Here is a 14,748-nt window from a genome sequence, read left to right as displayed (position 1 = left end):
CGGTCAAGCTCAAGCTTAGGGTCATCACATCGCGGCGGACAAGGGTTCGCCCAACCAAGGAGAGACCCAAAATGACCAAGACCATCGTTCTGATCCACGGCGCCTGGCTCAACAGCCTCAGCTGGGAAAACGTCAAGGCCCGTTACGAAGCCAAGGGCTACACCGTGCTCACCCCCGACTGGCCGTTCGATGATCGCGCCCCCTCGGCGCTGCGGGCCAACCCGGCCCCGGAACTGGCAAAGATCGGCCAGCGCGAGATCGTCGACCACTTCGACAGGATCATCCGCGCCCTGCCGGAACAGCCGATCCTGATCGGCCACTCGTTCGGCGGCGTCATCGTTCAGCAGCTCTTGGCCCGCGGGCTCGGTGTCTCCGGCGCGGCGATCAACCCCGCTCCCACTCCCGGTGTGCCGCTTGGACCCCAGGCCATCGTCTCGGCCCTGCCGGTGCTCGGGGATCTCTTCTCGTGGAAGAAGGCCAAGACCATGTCGCTGAAGTTCTTCTCGACGCGTTTTGCCCAGACCGAACCCAATCCGGCAGCCAAGTATGACCGCTACGTCATCCCCACTGCCGGCAAGGTCTACTGGGATGGGGTGATCAACCCGATGCTGATCGACTGGGCCGGGCAGAACCGCGCACCGCTGCTGCTCATCGGCGGCGGCAAGGACCTGATCGCCGACGCCTCGATGACCGACGCCATCTACCGCCAGCAGAAGAAGGCCAGCACGGTGACCGAGCTGAAGATCTTCGATGATCGTTCGCACTGGACGCTGATGGACAAGGGCTGGGAAGCTGTCGCCGATCTGGCGCTCAACTGGGCCGTCGAACACGCCACCGACAAGCGCCCCGCCTTGCGGCTGGCGGCCTGAATGGCCAAGCCTGCCGGTCCCGACGACAAGGCAGTCGGGACCGGTTGCCGAACCGCACAAAGTCCGCTTCCGACCACGGAGCGGACTTTCCGCATTGACTGTCCACGCAACGTCCTCAGAATGATTGCGGCGCGGTCAACCCTTACAAATTGCCACCGGACAGTGCACCATCAGAATCAACGGATGAAGGTGACCATGCGAGGCCGATTACTAGCGTCGTTTGTCTTCGTTCTGGGGGGGGCTGCCGTCGGTAGCGACAGTTGCCTGCGATCTCGTGCCCCCGAGCCGAGAGCCCACGATCGCCGAGCAAGTTGCCGGGCTTAAGGTGATCTTTGGCGGCACGGTTATTGGGTATGTCACAGGCGACGGCGCCAGACGTGTCGGCCCGCTGCCTTCGCAATGCCGTGACGATGCCGGCTACCTTCGGTACGATGAGTCGCTCGCGCCTAAATGCACCGACTACCTCGATACCAGGGCGGCGCTGTTTCGCGTGGATGTCTCCATCGTTGGTCCCGCTGCAGGCGAGGCGATCACGTACGCAATGCACTGGGGCGATGGCGACTGCGACATCGACTTCCGGATCGGCGAAAAGTGGCTGGTAGCGGGCAACGGGTTTACCCAGGAACTGCGGGCCCCCATCCGCGATAATGAAGTCGCTCTACTGCGGCGGTTGGCGTCTCATCCCCCGTTCGATTTCGATCAGCTCTATCGCTGAAGGATACGGCGTTTCTCTAAAAGGCATCGGAGTGCGCTGCACAGAAGCGGGCTGTGCTCGGCAGCCAGTCTAGCTAAACCGGCTGGCTCCCCAGCACCGCCAGCAGCCGCGGGTTGATTTCGCCGCTTTCGCTCATCCCGGTCGAGCGCTCGAAACTCTTGATCGCTTCGGCGGTCTTGGGGCCGGTCATGCCGTCGGGGGTGCCGATGTCGAAGCCAAGCTGGCGGAGCGCCATCTGCACGCCCTTCACCACCTTGATGTTGGTGATCGGAACGCCCGGGTCGAACGTGTCGCTCCAGGTGCCGATCGGCGCGAAGTTGGCGACGAAATCGATGGGTTGCGGCTGGAAGGCTGCAACCTCTGCCGTCACCCTCTGCACCGTCGCCGCATCGAGCGAGGCGGCGATATCGTCGCGCGACTTGGCCGCATCCTTGTCGCCCTTGCTGGCCGCGAGGCTGAACCACTTGAACGAGGCGGCGAGGTCCTGCTTCACCCCCAGTCCGCGGGCGTACAGCATGCCGAGGTTGAACTGGCTGTCCTTCATGCCGCGGCTTGCCGCTTCCTCGAACCACTTGGCGGCCGCGTCGAACTGCTGCGTGCCAAGCCCGCCGCCGGCATAGAGCGCGGCAAGGTTGTGCATCGCCATGCGGTTACCCGCCTCGGCGGCCTGCTGATACCAGAGGCGGGCCTGGGCGATATCCTTCTCCACGCCGCGGCCGTTCTCGTAGAGGTTGCCGAGCCGGTACTGCGCCGGGGCAAAGCCCTGGCCGGCGGCGCGCTCGTACCACATCGCCGCGGCCTTGAGGTCCTCCGGCACGGCGCGGCCTTCGGTGTAGATCGCCGCGACTTCGAATTGCGCCCGCGCATCGCCATTGGCGGCAGCAGCCAGCAGCGGCTCAGGGCCGACCGAAGCCGGTGGGCGGTCGACCTTGACCGGGCTCTCCATCGCGTCGACCAGCGGCTCGATCTTGTCGCTCAGGCTGGCAACCCCGGCGGGCGCCTTCGCCTCGCCTCCGGCCGGCGCCTTCTCGGCCACGGCGGTCGCGGCTTCGAACGCCTGCGGCATCTTCGGCGCTTCGGCGGAGGCGACGAATTTCTGCGGCGCGGCGCCGCCGATCGAGGCGGTGGTCAGCTTGTCGAGCGTCGGGATCACCCGCGGCGTCGCCTTGCCGGGTTGCGCCGAGAAACCCTGCTGGGCCAGCGGCACCGGGGTGAGGGCCGCATCGCCGACATCCTGCGCCGCCTCGGTGGTCGGCGCCGGCGTTTCGGCTTCGGACGATTTCATCCGCTGGTTGATCAGGTTGATGGTGAGAACGGCGAGCGCCACGACGCTGGCTGCGAGCAGGATCGGCTGCTTGTGGCGGAGCAGGAAGCTCTGCCTGGGCTTGGCGTCGTCTGCCGCGGGGCTGGTTTCTTCGGCGCCGAGCGCCACGTGGCTCGGCTCCGGGGCGACCGGCAGCACGCGCGCGGCCGGCTCATCCGGCTGCCACTGGCTTGCCGGTTCTTTGTCACCCGCCAGTTGGCGCGGCGCCTTGGCCTTGAACAATCCGGCGAACGGCAGACCGCCTTTGGCAGTCTCGTCGCCGACCGGCTTTGCCTCCTTGGCCTTGGCGAGCTTTCCCGCCTTCACCGGCTTGCTCTTTTCCGCGGCCGGCTTGGTCGGCATCGTCACTGCCGGAGCGACAGCGGGCGCCTCGGTGTGGCTCGCCTGGAAGCGGGCGAAAGCCTTGCCGATCAGTGAGCCGCCAGCGGCGGAAACCGGTTCGGCCTTGCCGGCTGCTGCCTGGCGGGCAGCGCGACGATGCGCCTCGATGAAGGTGTTGCGGTTGGGCATCGGCGGCTCTTCGGCCACTAGCGCAGCCGGACGCAGCTCGGCCTTCGGGCTGGCGACGAACACCTCCTCGGCCGGCAGGTCGAGGCTGGATTTCGGCTGCGGCGGACGCTCGGCGAGGCTCGGGTCGAACGCCGGTTTTTCGGGTTCGTCTATCAGGTCGAGCGAGGGCACCGGCGCCGGCGGCAGTTCGGAGATCGGCTCGACCGGGCGCTTGCGCGGCCCATTCTTTACTTCGAGCGCCGTGCGCAGCGGGTTGGGGTCGTCGCCGAACGGCCTGTCGAGCAGCGGCGCATCGACGCTTGGGTCGCTCGGCATGCTGTCACCGAGGTCGACGCGCTGCGGGCGCGACGGCAGCTCGTCTTCGAACGACAGGTTGTCGAGCAGCGGCGCGATCGGGTTGACCGGTTCGCTGACCACCGCCGCGGGCGCCACCGCCAGCGGCTTGCTCTCCGGTTTCGCCATCTTAAGCTGGGGCGCCGGTGTCTCGGGGAGCTTGGCGAAACTTGCCGGAGCCGCAGCAGCCGGAGCAGGGGCTTTGGCCTCCAGCGAGCTCTCGAGCCGCTTCAGCCGCTCGTTCACTTCACGGATTGTGGCGTCGAGCGCGACGGTTTCGGCGGCCGGCTTCTCCTTGGCGGCCGCCTTCATCGCCTGGCTGACGCGCTTTTCGATCTCGGCATAGCCGGCCTCGTCGAGCCCGGTCTTGGTCGGCTGGTCGAGCTGCCGCATCGCGTCCGAGGTGCGCGCTGCCACCAGATCGGCGAGCTGGTCAAAGTCCGGCGCCTCTGCCGCGGCCGGCGCCGCATAGAGTTTCGCCAGCCCGGTGAGCTGCTCGCCGGTCTGGTCCATGCGCGCCACCAACTGGCGCACCTGCGCTTCGAGCTGGCTGATGCTGACCTCGGACGAGCGGTCGTCGACCTTGTCGCTCAACACTTCGAGCTGCTGTTCCAGCGCCGCGAAGCGCGGCTCCAGCGCCCCGAGCACAGTGTTGCGCAGCGCCTCCATATCGAGCTTGAGCTCGCCGACTTCGGCGTTACGCCCCTCGATATCGGAGATCCTGACGTTCAGCGCATCGATCAGCTCGATCAGTCCCTGCGGCTGCTGCGGCGATTTCATCGCCTGCGCCACGCGCCCCAGTTCCTCGGTGATCTTTTCGAGTTCGGCCGGTGGCATCGCCATGGTCCGCTCGATCGCATCGACCCGGTCGTAGATATTGCGGACGCCATCCTCGATGGCGCCCATCGCCTCCTTGAGGCCGTCTTTCGGGCTGTCGACCCGATTGGCATACTGCACCTGCAGGTCGGCGAGCCGGCCCACCGTGGCGCTGACGTCGTCGAGCCGCGCCGTCATGCCGCTCATGTCGGAGCGGTCGGCATAGTGCTTCTGCAGTTCGGCGAGCTTGCCGACCGTCAGCGACACGTCGTCGAGCCGCTGGTTCAGCGCCGTCATGTCGACCTTGGGGCCATCGGCGATGAGCTTGGCGAGCCCGGCGATGTGGCCCTCGAGCCGCTTCACCTGCCCGGTTTCGCCCACCGCGCCGGCCAGCAGCTCCACCACATGGCTGAGCTGGCCGACCTGGTCGGCGATCTCGCGCACATTGGCGGTCTGGCCCTTGGCCTGCACCCGAAGCTCGCCCTCGAGCCGCTCGAGGCGGGTGGAGATACCACCCACGGCTTCCGCCAGTTCGTCGAACTGCGGCGCACCCTGCGGCGGCAACTGCTGGTGCGGCAGTTGCGGGGCCGGGGCGACCGGCGCACCGAAATGGCGCGAACGAATCTGCTGGATCGCCGATTCGAGCGTGTCGCGCGGGTTGGTCGGCGCCGCCGGTTCGTCGCGGTCGGAGAACTTGTCGATGGCCCGCTGTACCGAGCGCAGCGCCTCGCGATGGCGCGTGTCGGGTTCGGCCTCGGTCACCTGGTGTCGCAGGTCCCGCATCCGTTCGGCGAGGCCCTGGTAAGACGGCTCGGGCCTTGCCGTGCGGGCGACTTGCGTCTCGACCTGGTCCAGGAGCGCCACCAGTTCGCCGCGCAGCTCCTGCCATTCACCGGAACCCGGCTGGCCGTAGTCTTGCGTCTGGAACGTGGAAGTCGCGCGGGCCATCGGTCGATCCCAAGCACCTGAAACGGAACACCTCAGACCCAGTTCGGGCCATGAGCAATCCGGTTACTCTTGGGAAAACATGGTAAAGATCGCGTTAAGCTCAATCGCATTTTGCGAATCGGCGCGAGGGAGCTGTGGAGAAGGCGAGCGCGCAAATCTCTGTCCCCACGCCCGTCTTAAGTGGGATACAAAAGCGGCAAGCTGCTTGTTAGGTAGGGTGCCCAGGAGTTCACGCGTAAGATGACCACCCGTCGCATCATCATCGTCGACGACCACCCGCTGTTCCGCGCCGCGCTGCGCCAGACGCTGGCCGGCGGCGATCCGTCGATTTCGGTCGAGGAAGCGGGCGACCTTGCGGCGCTCAGTGCCGCGCTCGAGGCCGATCGAGATTGCGACCTAGTGCTGCTCGATCTCAACATGCCCGGCGTGCGGGGCTTCTCGGGCCTGTTGCTGCTGCGCGCCCAGTACCCCGAAATCCCTGTCATGATCGTCACCGCCGTCGAGGATGGCGGCATCATCCGTCGCGCCTTCGAGCTCGGCGCCTCGGGCTACCTGCATAAATCGGTCGGCCCGGCCGATATCCGCCGCGCCATCGAAACCGTGCTGTCGGGCGAGGTGTTCGTCCCCGAAGGCATGGAGTTCCCGGCCGAGGACAACCAGTCCGCCCTGATGCGCCGCCTTGCAACGCTCACCCCGCAGCAGGTCCGTGTGCTGATGATGCTTTCGGACGGCCTGATGAACAAGCAGATCGCCTACGAGCTCTCGATCTCCGAGGCGACGGTGAAGGCTCACGTCTCGGCAATCCTGCAGAAACTCGACGTCGACAGCCGCACCCAGGCAGTGATCGCGGCGTCGAAGATCGAGGAAGGCCAGTTCGACGAGTTGCTGTCGGGGGCCTAAGCCTCCGCCAGCCCGACCCCGGCGGCCGCCAGTGCCGCGCATGGCTGGGCCTGAAACCTCCCGATATCAAGAGCCCTGTCGCTGAACTCACCGCCAGCGGTGCGTTTCGAACGGGATGGCCATCCCCAGGGCCGACAGCAGCGGGACGCACCGCGCTCCGAAGTTCAAGCCGGTTGCGTGGTTCCGCGGCCTCGCCGGCAACATGATCGCTCTCAACCAGGACTGATTTTTGGGTGGCACCCGCCGTGCGGCCCCAGGTGACGGCTGCCAGGGGGCGCCGTACTCGGCTCGCTTGGGCCCGCGCTGCCGTGGTCTTCGGCGAACGTCGCGATGTTGGGGGTCCGTAGGGCGGATCGATCCGGGCGCGCCGGGTCATGATCGTCGCCCAAATGGATTTATCGATATATGTCGGCTGGTTGGCCGGGTTGCGCGAGATGGTGCAGCAATCCGGATGCTTTCGTGCAATCCCGATTGACAAACCTCACGATCGTCGTGCAGTTTCACTTTATCGATAAATCTGGAGGGATACAGATGTCGTTGTCAAACCATAGTGCCGTTGCGCCGGTCACCCGGCGCCGTCTGTTGACAATGTCTGCCGCGCTGATGGCCGGTACCGCGCTCGCCGCGGCTGCCGGTCGCACTTTCGCGCAAGATGGGGTTGCGCTGCAGTTCTGGAAGATGCCGAACATGGCGGCGGAGAGCGAGAACGCCTACTGGGCGACCGCCGTCGCCGGGTTCAGGGAGGCGAGCGGCAACAGCGTCGAGCACCTGCTGGTGCCGTGGGCCGAGTTCCTCGCCAAGTACACCGCCGCTTTCGTTTCCGGCACGGCGCCCGACGTCTCCTACCAGGTCACCAACACGCTCAACCAGTTCGGCACGAATGGCCTCCTCGCCGATCTCAGGGCGATCGATCCGGCGCTCGATACCAGCGCGATCAACGAGGCAATGATCGCGTCCGCCACGCAGGACGGCAAGCTTTTCGGCTACCCTTACATCTCGAGCCGCTTCGTCCTCGCCCTCAACGAAGCGGTCTGGGAAAAGGCCGGCAAGCCGGCGCTGCCGACGACCTATGACGAACTGCTCCAGTTTGCGAAGAAACTGACCTTCGACGAAGCCGGCAAGCCGCTCGGCGATCCCGCCTTCGACAAGTCCAAGGTCGCGATCTACGGCATGGCCTGGCCGGGCTCCTACGAGGTGGTGATCAACTACATCTGGAACGTGCTGTTCTCTTATGGCGTGACGCCGTTCAGCGCCGACATGAAGGATATCGGCTTCGATACGCCCGAGGGCCGCGCCGCGCTCGAGCATCTGAAGGCGCTGCAGGATAGCGGCGCTGCGACGCCGCTCACCCTCTATGCCGATGCAACGCAGTGGGCCGAATTGCTGCCGGCCGGCAAGGCGGGCCTGCAATGGGTGGAAGCCAACGTCCAGCAGTTCGTCAACTTCCCCGATGCCCGGCTGCAAGTGGTGGAGCCGCCGGCGGGCCCGGCAGGGGCGTTCGTTTCGGGGGCGGCGGGCTATCTGGTGATCGCCGAAGCCAGCGCCAACAAGGCGGCGGCGCTCGACTTCATCAAGTATGTGACATCAGGCGCGCCGTACGACGACTATATCGCGCAGTCGCTGCTGTTCCCGGTCAGCACCAATGCCGATGCCGCCGCCATGTACGGCAAGGTGAGCGAGAAGCGGGCCTACGATTTCCTCGCCGCCGCCCTTCCGCAGACCAAGTCGATGCTGTTCCCGGCGGCCCTGCCGTATAACGGCTATGAGTATCTGGTGGGCGAGATCAACAACTACCTCAGCGGCCAGAAGCCGCTGGATCAGATGATCTCCGACGCCAGGCAGCAGACCGCTACCCTCGCCGCCAACGCCGGGCTCTAGCACCTCATGCAGGCGATCAAGGCACAGGCGAGGGCGGAGTTCATCTCCGCTCTCGTCTTCCTCACCCCGAAGGTCGGATTGTTCGGCGCGTTCGTCGTGGTGCCGTTCCTCTACACCTTCTACCTGATGCTGTTTCAAGGTGGCCTGATCGGCAAGTTCAGGTTTGTCCGGCTGGGGAACTTCGGCGCCCTGCTCGGCGATGGGCTGCTGCGCTCGACCATCGGCAACACGCTGCTGTTCATGGCCGTCAACATTCCGGTCACCGTGGGGCTGGCGCTCGGCGTCGGCATCCTGCTCGCCCGCCAGGTCAAGTTTCGCGGCGTCTATCGCTCGCTGATCTACGTGCCTTCGCTGCTCTCGGTTTCGGCCACGGGGCTGGTGTGGAAGATCATGCTCGATCGCGATGCCGGCCCGATCTACGGCTTTTTCAAGCACACATTCGGCCTCGAGCTCAGCTACCTGCAGTCGGGCACGGTGGCGATCATCGCCGTGGCGCTGATCAGCGCCTGGGCCTCGGTCGGCTTTTACAGCCTCATCTTCCTTGCCGGCCTCAACGGCATCCCCAGGGAGCTTTACGAAGCGGGTACCGTCGATGGCATCAGCCCGCGCGGCGCCTTCTGGCACATCACCCTGCCGTTGTTGAAACCGGTGCTGCAACTGGTGCTGATCCTCACCTCGATCAGCGCCATCCAGGTGTTCGACATCATCTTCGTGCTGACCCAGGGCGGGCCCGGCACCTCGACCTACACGGTGATGTGGTACATCTACAAATCGGTGTTCGGGGGCGGTTCGGTCGGCTACGCGGCAACCATCAGCGTCGCGGTGATGGTGTTCTCGATCCTCCTCGCCGGGGCGATCGTCTTGTTCACTCGCAGCCGGGAGGCGCGCTGATGGCGCCTCACTCTCGACCGCGGGTCCGCCTCAGCAGCCGCCAGGTCTGGGCGGCGCTGCGCACCCACACGCTGCTGATCCTCGTGGTCCTCGCTTCTATCTGCCCGGTGCTGTTCGTCGTCGTCGCCTCGTTCAAGCCGATCACCAGCTTCGACTCCCTGGCCAGCAGCACGGCGCCGTTCACCCTCGCCAACTATCTCGGGGTGTTTGCCGACAAGGTATCGATCCAGTGGCTGATCAACTCGATCATCGTCACCACGGCGGTGACCATCCTCACCGTCATCGTCGACATGCTCGCCGGCTACGCCTTCGCCAAGCTGAAGTTCAGGGGCAGCGCCTGGCTGCTCTCGGCGATGCTGGCCACCGTCATGGTGCCGTTCGCGGTGACGCTCCTGCCCAATTACGTGCTGGTGGCGCGGCTGGGGCTGGTCAACAGCTATGCCGGCCTCATCATCCCGCTGCTGTCGGCGCCGGTCGGGGTCTACCTGATGCGGCAGTTCATCTCCGAAATCCCCGACGCGCTGCTCGAGGCGGCCAAGATCGATGGCGCCAATCCGCTGCAGATCCTGTTGAAGATCATCGTGCCGCTGGCGCGCCAGCCGGCGATCGTCTTGGCGGTGTTCACCTTCGTCAACACCTGGAACAGTTTCCTCTGGCCGCTGCTGATCGCCCAGAGCGAGGACAAGCGTACCCTGATCGTCGGCATCGCCACCCAGAGCCTGCAGCACACGCAGAACCTCGGGGCGATGACGGCGCAAACGGTGATCAGCATGGTGCCGACGCTCGTCGTCTTCGCCATCTTCCAGCGCTACTTCCTCATGGGCCTAACGGCGGGGTCGGTGAAATCGTGATCGACAACAGCAACAAGCAGAAGAGCAGCGGGGAGGGCTGGCAATGACCGGGGCAATCTATCCGAGCCTCAGGGGGCAGGTGGTCCTGGTCAGCGGCGGGGCCAGCGGCATCGGCGCCGAGATGGTGACGCGGTTCGCGCGCCAGGGCGCACAGGCGGCGTTCGTCGATATCGACGATACGAGCGCCGAGGCGCTAGTCGCGGCGCTTTCGGCCGAGGGGCACGCAGCGCCGTTCTACCAGCACTGCGATATCCGCGACATCGCCTCGCTGCGGCTGGCGATCTCCACCGTGATCGCACGCTTCGGCCCGATCAATACCCTGGTCAACAATGCCGCCAGCGACGATCCGCACACGATCGCCGAAGTCGAGCCCGAATACTGGGACGAGCGCATGGCGCGCAACCTCAGGCACCATTTCTTCGCCGCCCAGGCGGTGCGCCCGGCCATGGCAGAGGCGGGAGGCGGCTCGATCATCAATATCGGCTCGACCGTCTGGCTGTTCGGCGCCCCCAGGACCATCGCCTATGCCACCGCCAAGGCGGCGATCTCAGGCATGACCCGCTCGATGGCGCGCGAACTGGGGCCCGAGAACATCCGGGTCAACTGCGTAATCCCGGGCTGGGTGATGACCGAGCGGCAGCTCTCCACCTACATCGACGAAGCCGCCGAACAGCAGATTTCGACCCGGCAGTCGCTCAGCAACCGGCGCATCCAGCCCGCTGACATCGCCAACATGGTGCTGTTCCTCGCCGCCGACGAGAGCCGCTCCTGTGCCGGGCAGAACTTCATCGTCGATGCTGGCTGGGTCTGACCGGGCCGCCACCGACCAACCTCCTACTAACGGAACTGACCAAAATGAACGCTGACCGCCAAAGCTCCGACCCGGTCGTGCACTTGATGCGCGAGAGCTTTTTCTCCGCCCTGCTTTCCGATGTGCTCGACGAACTCGGCCACCGCAGCCAGGCGCTCCAATCACGCATCCGGCCGCTCGATGACGCCCTCAAGATGGTCGGGCGGGCGCGTACCATGATCTACGCCGATATCTATCAGCAGCCCGGACCGGACGAGAACCCGCATGCCGGCGAGATCAAGCTGATCGACAGCCTCGCGGCTGGCGACGTGGTGGTCTGCGCCTGCGGCACTTCGGGCCGGATCGCGCCGTGGGGCGGTCTGCTCAGCACCGCATCCAAGGTGCGCGGTGCGGCGGGCGCGCTGATGGACGGCCTAGTGCGCGACATCGCCGAGATCCGCAGCCTCGGCTTTCCGGTGTTCCACGGTGGCATCGGACCGCTCGACAGCAAGGGCCGGGCGCGTGTCATCGACACCGATGTCACGGTGCAGTGCGGCGGCGTCAGCATTCACCCCGGCGATATCGTGTTCGGCGATGGCGATGGCGTCGTCGTGGTGCCCCAGGCCATCGAGGCCCAGGTGGTCGCCGCAGCGACGGAGCGGCTCAAGGGCGAGAACAAGACCAAGGCCGCATTGCTGGCCGGGCGCAGCCTCGCCGAAGTGTACGAAGAATTCGGCGTCTTGTGAGGGCACCATGATCGTCGATTGCCACGTCAATATCTGGAATCCCGAGCATGTCCGCCCGCTGCTGACCACCGGCACCGCCACCTCGCGGCCGGGTTCGGTCAGCCAGCTGGCCGATGCCGACACCGTCTACGCGGCGATGTCGAAGGTCGACAAAGCCATCATCTTCTCGCTGCGCTACGGCGACAGCGCCGGCATCGACGGCGATGACGAGGTGACGGCGGCGGCGGTGAAGAAATATCCCGACAAGTTTGTCGGCTTTGCCGCCATGGATCCACGCCGGCCCGACTACATGGACCTTTTGGTGCACGCCATCGACGATCTCGGGCTCAAGGGCGTCAAGTTCGGCCCGATCTACAACGGGGTGTCGTTGCTCGATCCGAGGATGGTGCCGGTCTACGAGTTCTGCGCGAAGCGCAATATTCCGCTGACCATGCATATGGGCACGACCTTCGCCGAGAACGCGCCGATCGAGTATGGCCGGCCGCTCGATGTCGACACCATCGCGGCGCGCTACCCTGACCTCAAGATGATCATGGCGCACATGGCGCACCCCTGGGCCGAGGAGTGCATCGCCGTCATCCGGAAGCGCCCCAACGTCTATGCCGAAGTGTCGGCGCTGTTCTATCGGCCGTGGCAGTTCTGGAACACCCTCGTCACCGCGCAGGAATACCGGGTGAACGACCGCAACAAGATTTTCTGGGGCACCGATTTCCCCTTCGCCGAGGTGCGGGAATCGATCGATGGGCTGCAAGCCATCAACGAGCAGGTCGAGGGCACGAGGCTCCCACGGATCAGCCAGACGACGATCGACTCGATCCTCTATTCGAACCCGTTCGAGCATTGGTGGCATGGCGGTTTCACCTCGTGATCCGTAACTGAAGAGGCAAAGATGAAGATCACCGAGGTCGAACCGATCCTGTTGCGCGGTACTGCCGCCTATGGCGCAGGGGCCAGCGGCGCCGAGGCTACTGACAATGGCGACTGGCAATTGCTGATCCGGGTCGCCACCGACGAAGGCCTCACCGGCTGGTCGGATGTGGAAACGCTGGCACCCGCGGCGGTCAGCATCATTGCCGGCGAGGGCATGGCGACGGTCGGCTTCCAGACGCTGGGGAGCCTGCTCGTCGGCGAGAACCCGCTCGATGTCGAGCGGCTGTGGGACAAGCTCTATGTCGGCAGCGCCTATTACGGCCGGCGCGGCATCGCCATGCACTGCATCTCGGCCCTCGACAACTGCCTGTGGTCGATCCGGGCCCAGGCGGCCGGCATGCCGCTGGCCGAGCTGCTCGGCGGGCGGCGGCGCCACAAGGTGATGGCCTATGCCTCGACGCTGTTCCGCTCGACGCCCGAGGGCATGATCGAAGCCGCCAACGGCTATATCGACAAGGGCTACCGCGCCGTGAAGTTCGGCTGGGGGGTGTTCGGCCAGGATCCGGGCAGGGACCGCGAACTGGTCGCGGCCGCCCGGCAGGCGCTCGGGCCCGATCGCTACCTGATGGTCGATCCCGGCTGGTATCCGACGGTGACGCCGAACCGCATGCAACCGCGCAGTCGCGCCGATAACCAGACGCTCTGCCAGTGGCTGGGCGACTATGACGTGCGCTGGGTCGAGGATTTCATCCACCCCGAGAATTTCGACGAGTATGCCGCGGTGCGGGCCGCGAGCCCGGTGCCGGTCGCGGCGGGCGAGCAGGTCTCGACGGTGTGGGAGTTCGCCCGCTTCATCGAGAGCGGCTGTGTCGACGTCATCCAGCCCGACCTGACGCGCTGCGGCGGCCTGACCGTGGCGAAACAGGTGGCGCAACTGGCCACGCGGGCAGGCATCGACCTCGTGCCGCATTCCTGGCTGACCCACCTGTTGACCGGTTACAGCCTGCAGCTCATCGCGACTTTGCCGCGGGCGCATTTCGTCGAGTTCAACGTTAGCCAGAGCCCGCTGACGGCAGGCATCGCGCCGACCTCGCTGATGCTGGATGCCGAGGGCTGCATCGCCATCCCCGCTGGCGTCGGCATCGGCATCGATGTCGACACCGATTTTGTCGACGCGCATCGAGCCCGCTGAGGAGACAGTCATGGACCGTCGCATCGTCAAGGCCGCCGAACTCGATCTCACCTCGCCGGGCCGCCGCGACTATTGGGTGGCGCTGCCGCATGATGGCATCTGGGGCGACCATCTGGTTCCGCTCACCGTGTTCGTCGGCCCCGAGGCGCAGCCGGGGAGGGGGCTGGTGGCTTTTGGTTCGACCCATGGCAACGAGTATGAGGGGCCGATAGCGATCAAGCACCTGCTGGGTGAGATCGACATCGCCGATGTGCGCGGCCGCGTCATCCTGGTGCCGGTGCTCAATGTCGCGGCGTTCCGGGTGGGGACGCGGGATTCGGTCGACGATGACGGGGTGAACCTCAACCGGGCCTTCGTCGAGCAGGCGGGCCGCACGCCAAGCTTGGGGCGCATTACGCACCGCATCGCCGATTTCGTCCGCACCACGATCTGGCCACACGTGCACGTGGTGTTCGACATGCATGCCGGGGGCGAGGTGGCGCAGTTCGCGCTGGGGCCGAGCTTCCACCCGATCCCCGATCCCGAGCAGAACCGCCGCATCGAAGAGACGGCGCGTTGGTTCGGCTCGCCGATTGTCCTCGTTTACCAGAACGAAACGCCGGGGCTGCTGACCAGCGAAGCGGAGCAGCTGGGCAAGATCACCATCGGCGCCGAGCTCGGCTGGGGCCGTTCGGCCCAGCCCGACGGCATTCGCTTCGCCCGCCATGGCATCCGTGCAGCAGCGATCCATTGGGACCAGCTCAGCGGCGAGGTCGTGCCGATTGCGCACCACGCCGCCGGCACGCAGCGCAAGATTTCGACGGTCGACCGCCGCTGCATCACCGTCGCCCCGTTCGATGGGCACTATGAGGCGCTGAAGAAGCCTGCCGATCCGGTCAAGGCCGGCGAGATCGTAGCCATGCTGCACGATTTCCAGCGGCCCGACGCAGCGCCCTGGCCGGTTCGCGCCGAGGTTGACGGGCTGCTCGCCGCGCAAGCCTGGGGCACCCGGGTCAGCCAGGGCCAGCACATCGCCATTATTGGCCAGATCGAGGACTGGGTGAGCTGACAGACATCGAGAGCTCAAGCGGATAATATGCCTCAAAAAGGCAGATTCTAATGCCCTTGGAGGAAAC

At 65.8% G+C, this 14,748-nt stretch carries 12 protein-coding genes; 11 read left to right on the top strand and 1 reads right to left on the bottom strand.

Going from position 1 to position 14,748, the window contains the following annotated elements; translation table 11 throughout:
• Positions 1–71: 71 nt before the first annotated feature.
• Together AC1ROK_RS07250 and AC1ROK_RS07245 are read left to right on the top strand one after the other, a co-directional pair.
• On the top strand, positions 72–869 hold the full coding sequence (locus AC1ROK_RS07250) for an alpha/beta hydrolase (protein ID WP_492845306.1): 798 nt from the start codon (positions 72–74) through the stop codon (positions 867–869).
• Positions 870–1,089: 220 nt separating this feature from the next.
• Complete coding sequence (locus AC1ROK_RS07245) at positions 1,090–1,584, top strand: hypothetical protein (RefSeq protein WP_492845304.1); 495 nt, start codon at positions 1,090–1,092, stop codon at positions 1,582–1,584.
• A 73-nt stretch (positions 1,585–1,657) separates the two neighbouring features.
• Here the strand turns inward: AC1ROK_RS07245 and AC1ROK_RS07240 are convergent, their stop codons facing one another.
• Positions 1,658–5,515: a peptidoglycan-binding protein gene (locus AC1ROK_RS07240; RefSeq protein ID WP_492845302.1), complete on the bottom strand. Its 3,858-nt coding sequence runs from the start codon at positions 5,513–5,515 to the stop codon at positions 1,658–1,660.
• Between the two features lie 240 nt (positions 5,516–5,755).
• Here AC1ROK_RS07240 and AC1ROK_RS07235 point away from each other — a divergent pair, with 240 nt between their 5' ends.
• From AC1ROK_RS07235 to AC1ROK_RS07195, 9 genes are all read left to right on the top strand, one after another.
• Complete coding sequence (locus AC1ROK_RS07235; protein ID WP_326870037.1) at positions 5,756–6,415, top strand: response regulator; 660 nt, start codon at positions 5,756–5,758, stop codon at positions 6,413–6,415.
• Between the two features lie 588 nt (positions 6,416–7,003).
• The gene (locus AC1ROK_RS07230; RefSeq protein WP_492846363.1) at positions 7,004–8,293 is read left to right on the top strand and encodes an ABC transporter substrate-binding protein; all 1,290 of its coding nucleotides are present in this window, start codon (positions 7,004–7,006) and stop codon (positions 8,291–8,293) included.
• A gap of 6 nt (positions 8,294–8,299) precedes the next feature.
• On the top strand, positions 8,300–9,184 hold the full coding sequence (locus AC1ROK_RS07225; protein ID WP_492845300.1) for a carbohydrate ABC transporter permease: 885 nt from the start codon (positions 8,300–8,302) through the stop codon (positions 9,182–9,184).
• Positions 9,184–10,035 (top strand): carbohydrate ABC transporter permease, encoded by an 852-nt coding sequence (locus AC1ROK_RS07220; protein WP_492845299.1) that lies wholly within the window; start codon positions 9,184–9,186, stop codon positions 10,033–10,035. The genes AC1ROK_RS07225 and AC1ROK_RS07220 overlap by 1 nt, the downstream gene beginning before the upstream one ends.
• A 43-nt stretch (positions 10,036–10,078) precedes the next feature.
• On the top strand, positions 10,079–10,846 hold the full coding sequence (locus AC1ROK_RS07215; RefSeq protein WP_492845298.1) for an SDR family NAD(P)-dependent oxidoreductase: 768 nt from the start codon (positions 10,079–10,081) through the stop codon (positions 10,844–10,846).
• A gap of 44 nt (positions 10,847–10,890) precedes the next feature.
• Entirely contained in the window at positions 10,891–11,571 is a 681-nt protein-coding gene (locus AC1ROK_RS07210; RefSeq protein ID WP_492845297.1) for an RraA family protein, read from the top strand.
• Positions 11,572–11,578: 7 nt separating this feature from the next.
• A complete protein-coding gene (locus AC1ROK_RS07205; RefSeq protein WP_492845295.1) occupies positions 11,579–12,439 on the top strand; it encodes an amidohydrolase family protein in 861 nt (286 codons plus the stop codon).
• Between the two features lie 21 nt (positions 12,440–12,460).
• Entirely contained in the window at positions 12,461–13,633 is a 1,173-nt protein-coding gene (locus tag AC1ROK_RS07200; protein WP_492845293.1) for a mandelate racemase/muconate lactonizing enzyme family protein, read from the top strand.
• A 10-nt stretch (positions 13,634–13,643) separates the two neighbouring features.
• A complete protein-coding gene (locus AC1ROK_RS07195; RefSeq protein ID WP_492845291.1) occupies positions 13,644–14,681 on the top strand; it encodes a M14 family metallopeptidase in 1,038 nt (345 codons plus the stop codon).
• Positions 14,682–14,748 lie beyond the last annotated feature (67 nt).

Source organism: Devosia sp. GW821-FHT12F11, from assembly GCF_058806655.1.
The sequence above is the reverse complement of the archived record's forward strand: the minus strand, read 5'-3'. Positions and strand labels throughout refer to the sequence as shown.

Coding starts and splice junctions, on each gene's coding strand:
- AC1ROK_RS07250 (WP_492845306.1), top strand. CDS start 72: ATGACCAAGACCATCGTTCTGATCCACGGCGCCTGGCTCAACAGCCTC.
- AC1ROK_RS07240 (WP_492845302.1), bottom strand. CDS start 5,515: ATGGCCCGCGCGACTTCCACGTTCCAGACGCAAGACTACGGCCAGCCG.
- AC1ROK_RS07235 (WP_326870037.1), top strand. CDS start 5,756: ATGACCACCCGTCGCATCATCATCGTCGACGACCACCCGCTGTTCCGC.
- AC1ROK_RS07230 (WP_492846363.1), top strand. CDS start 7,004: ATGTCTGCCGCGCTGATGGCCGGTACCGCGCTCGCCGCGGCTGCCGGT.
- AC1ROK_RS07225 (WP_492845300.1), top strand. CDS start 8,300: ATGCAGGCGATCAAGGCACAGGCGAGGGCGGAGTTCATCTCCGCTCTC.
- AC1ROK_RS07220 (WP_492845299.1), top strand. CDS start 9,184: ATGGCGCCTCACTCTCGACCGCGGGTCCGCCTCAGCAGCCGCCAGGTC.
- AC1ROK_RS07215 (WP_492845298.1), top strand. CDS start 10,079: ATGACCGGGGCAATCTATCCGAGCCTCAGGGGGCAGGTGGTCCTGGTC.
- AC1ROK_RS07210 (WP_492845297.1), top strand. CDS start 10,891: ATGAACGCTGACCGCCAAAGCTCCGACCCGGTCGTGCACTTGATGCGC.
- AC1ROK_RS07205 (WP_492845295.1), top strand. CDS start 11,579: ATGATCGTCGATTGCCACGTCAATATCTGGAATCCCGAGCATGTCCGC.
- AC1ROK_RS07200 (WP_492845293.1), top strand. CDS start 12,461: ATGAAGATCACCGAGGTCGAACCGATCCTGTTGCGCGGTACTGCCGCC.
- AC1ROK_RS07195 (WP_492845291.1), top strand. CDS start 13,644: ATGGACCGTCGCATCGTCAAGGCCGCCGAACTCGATCTCACCTCGCCG.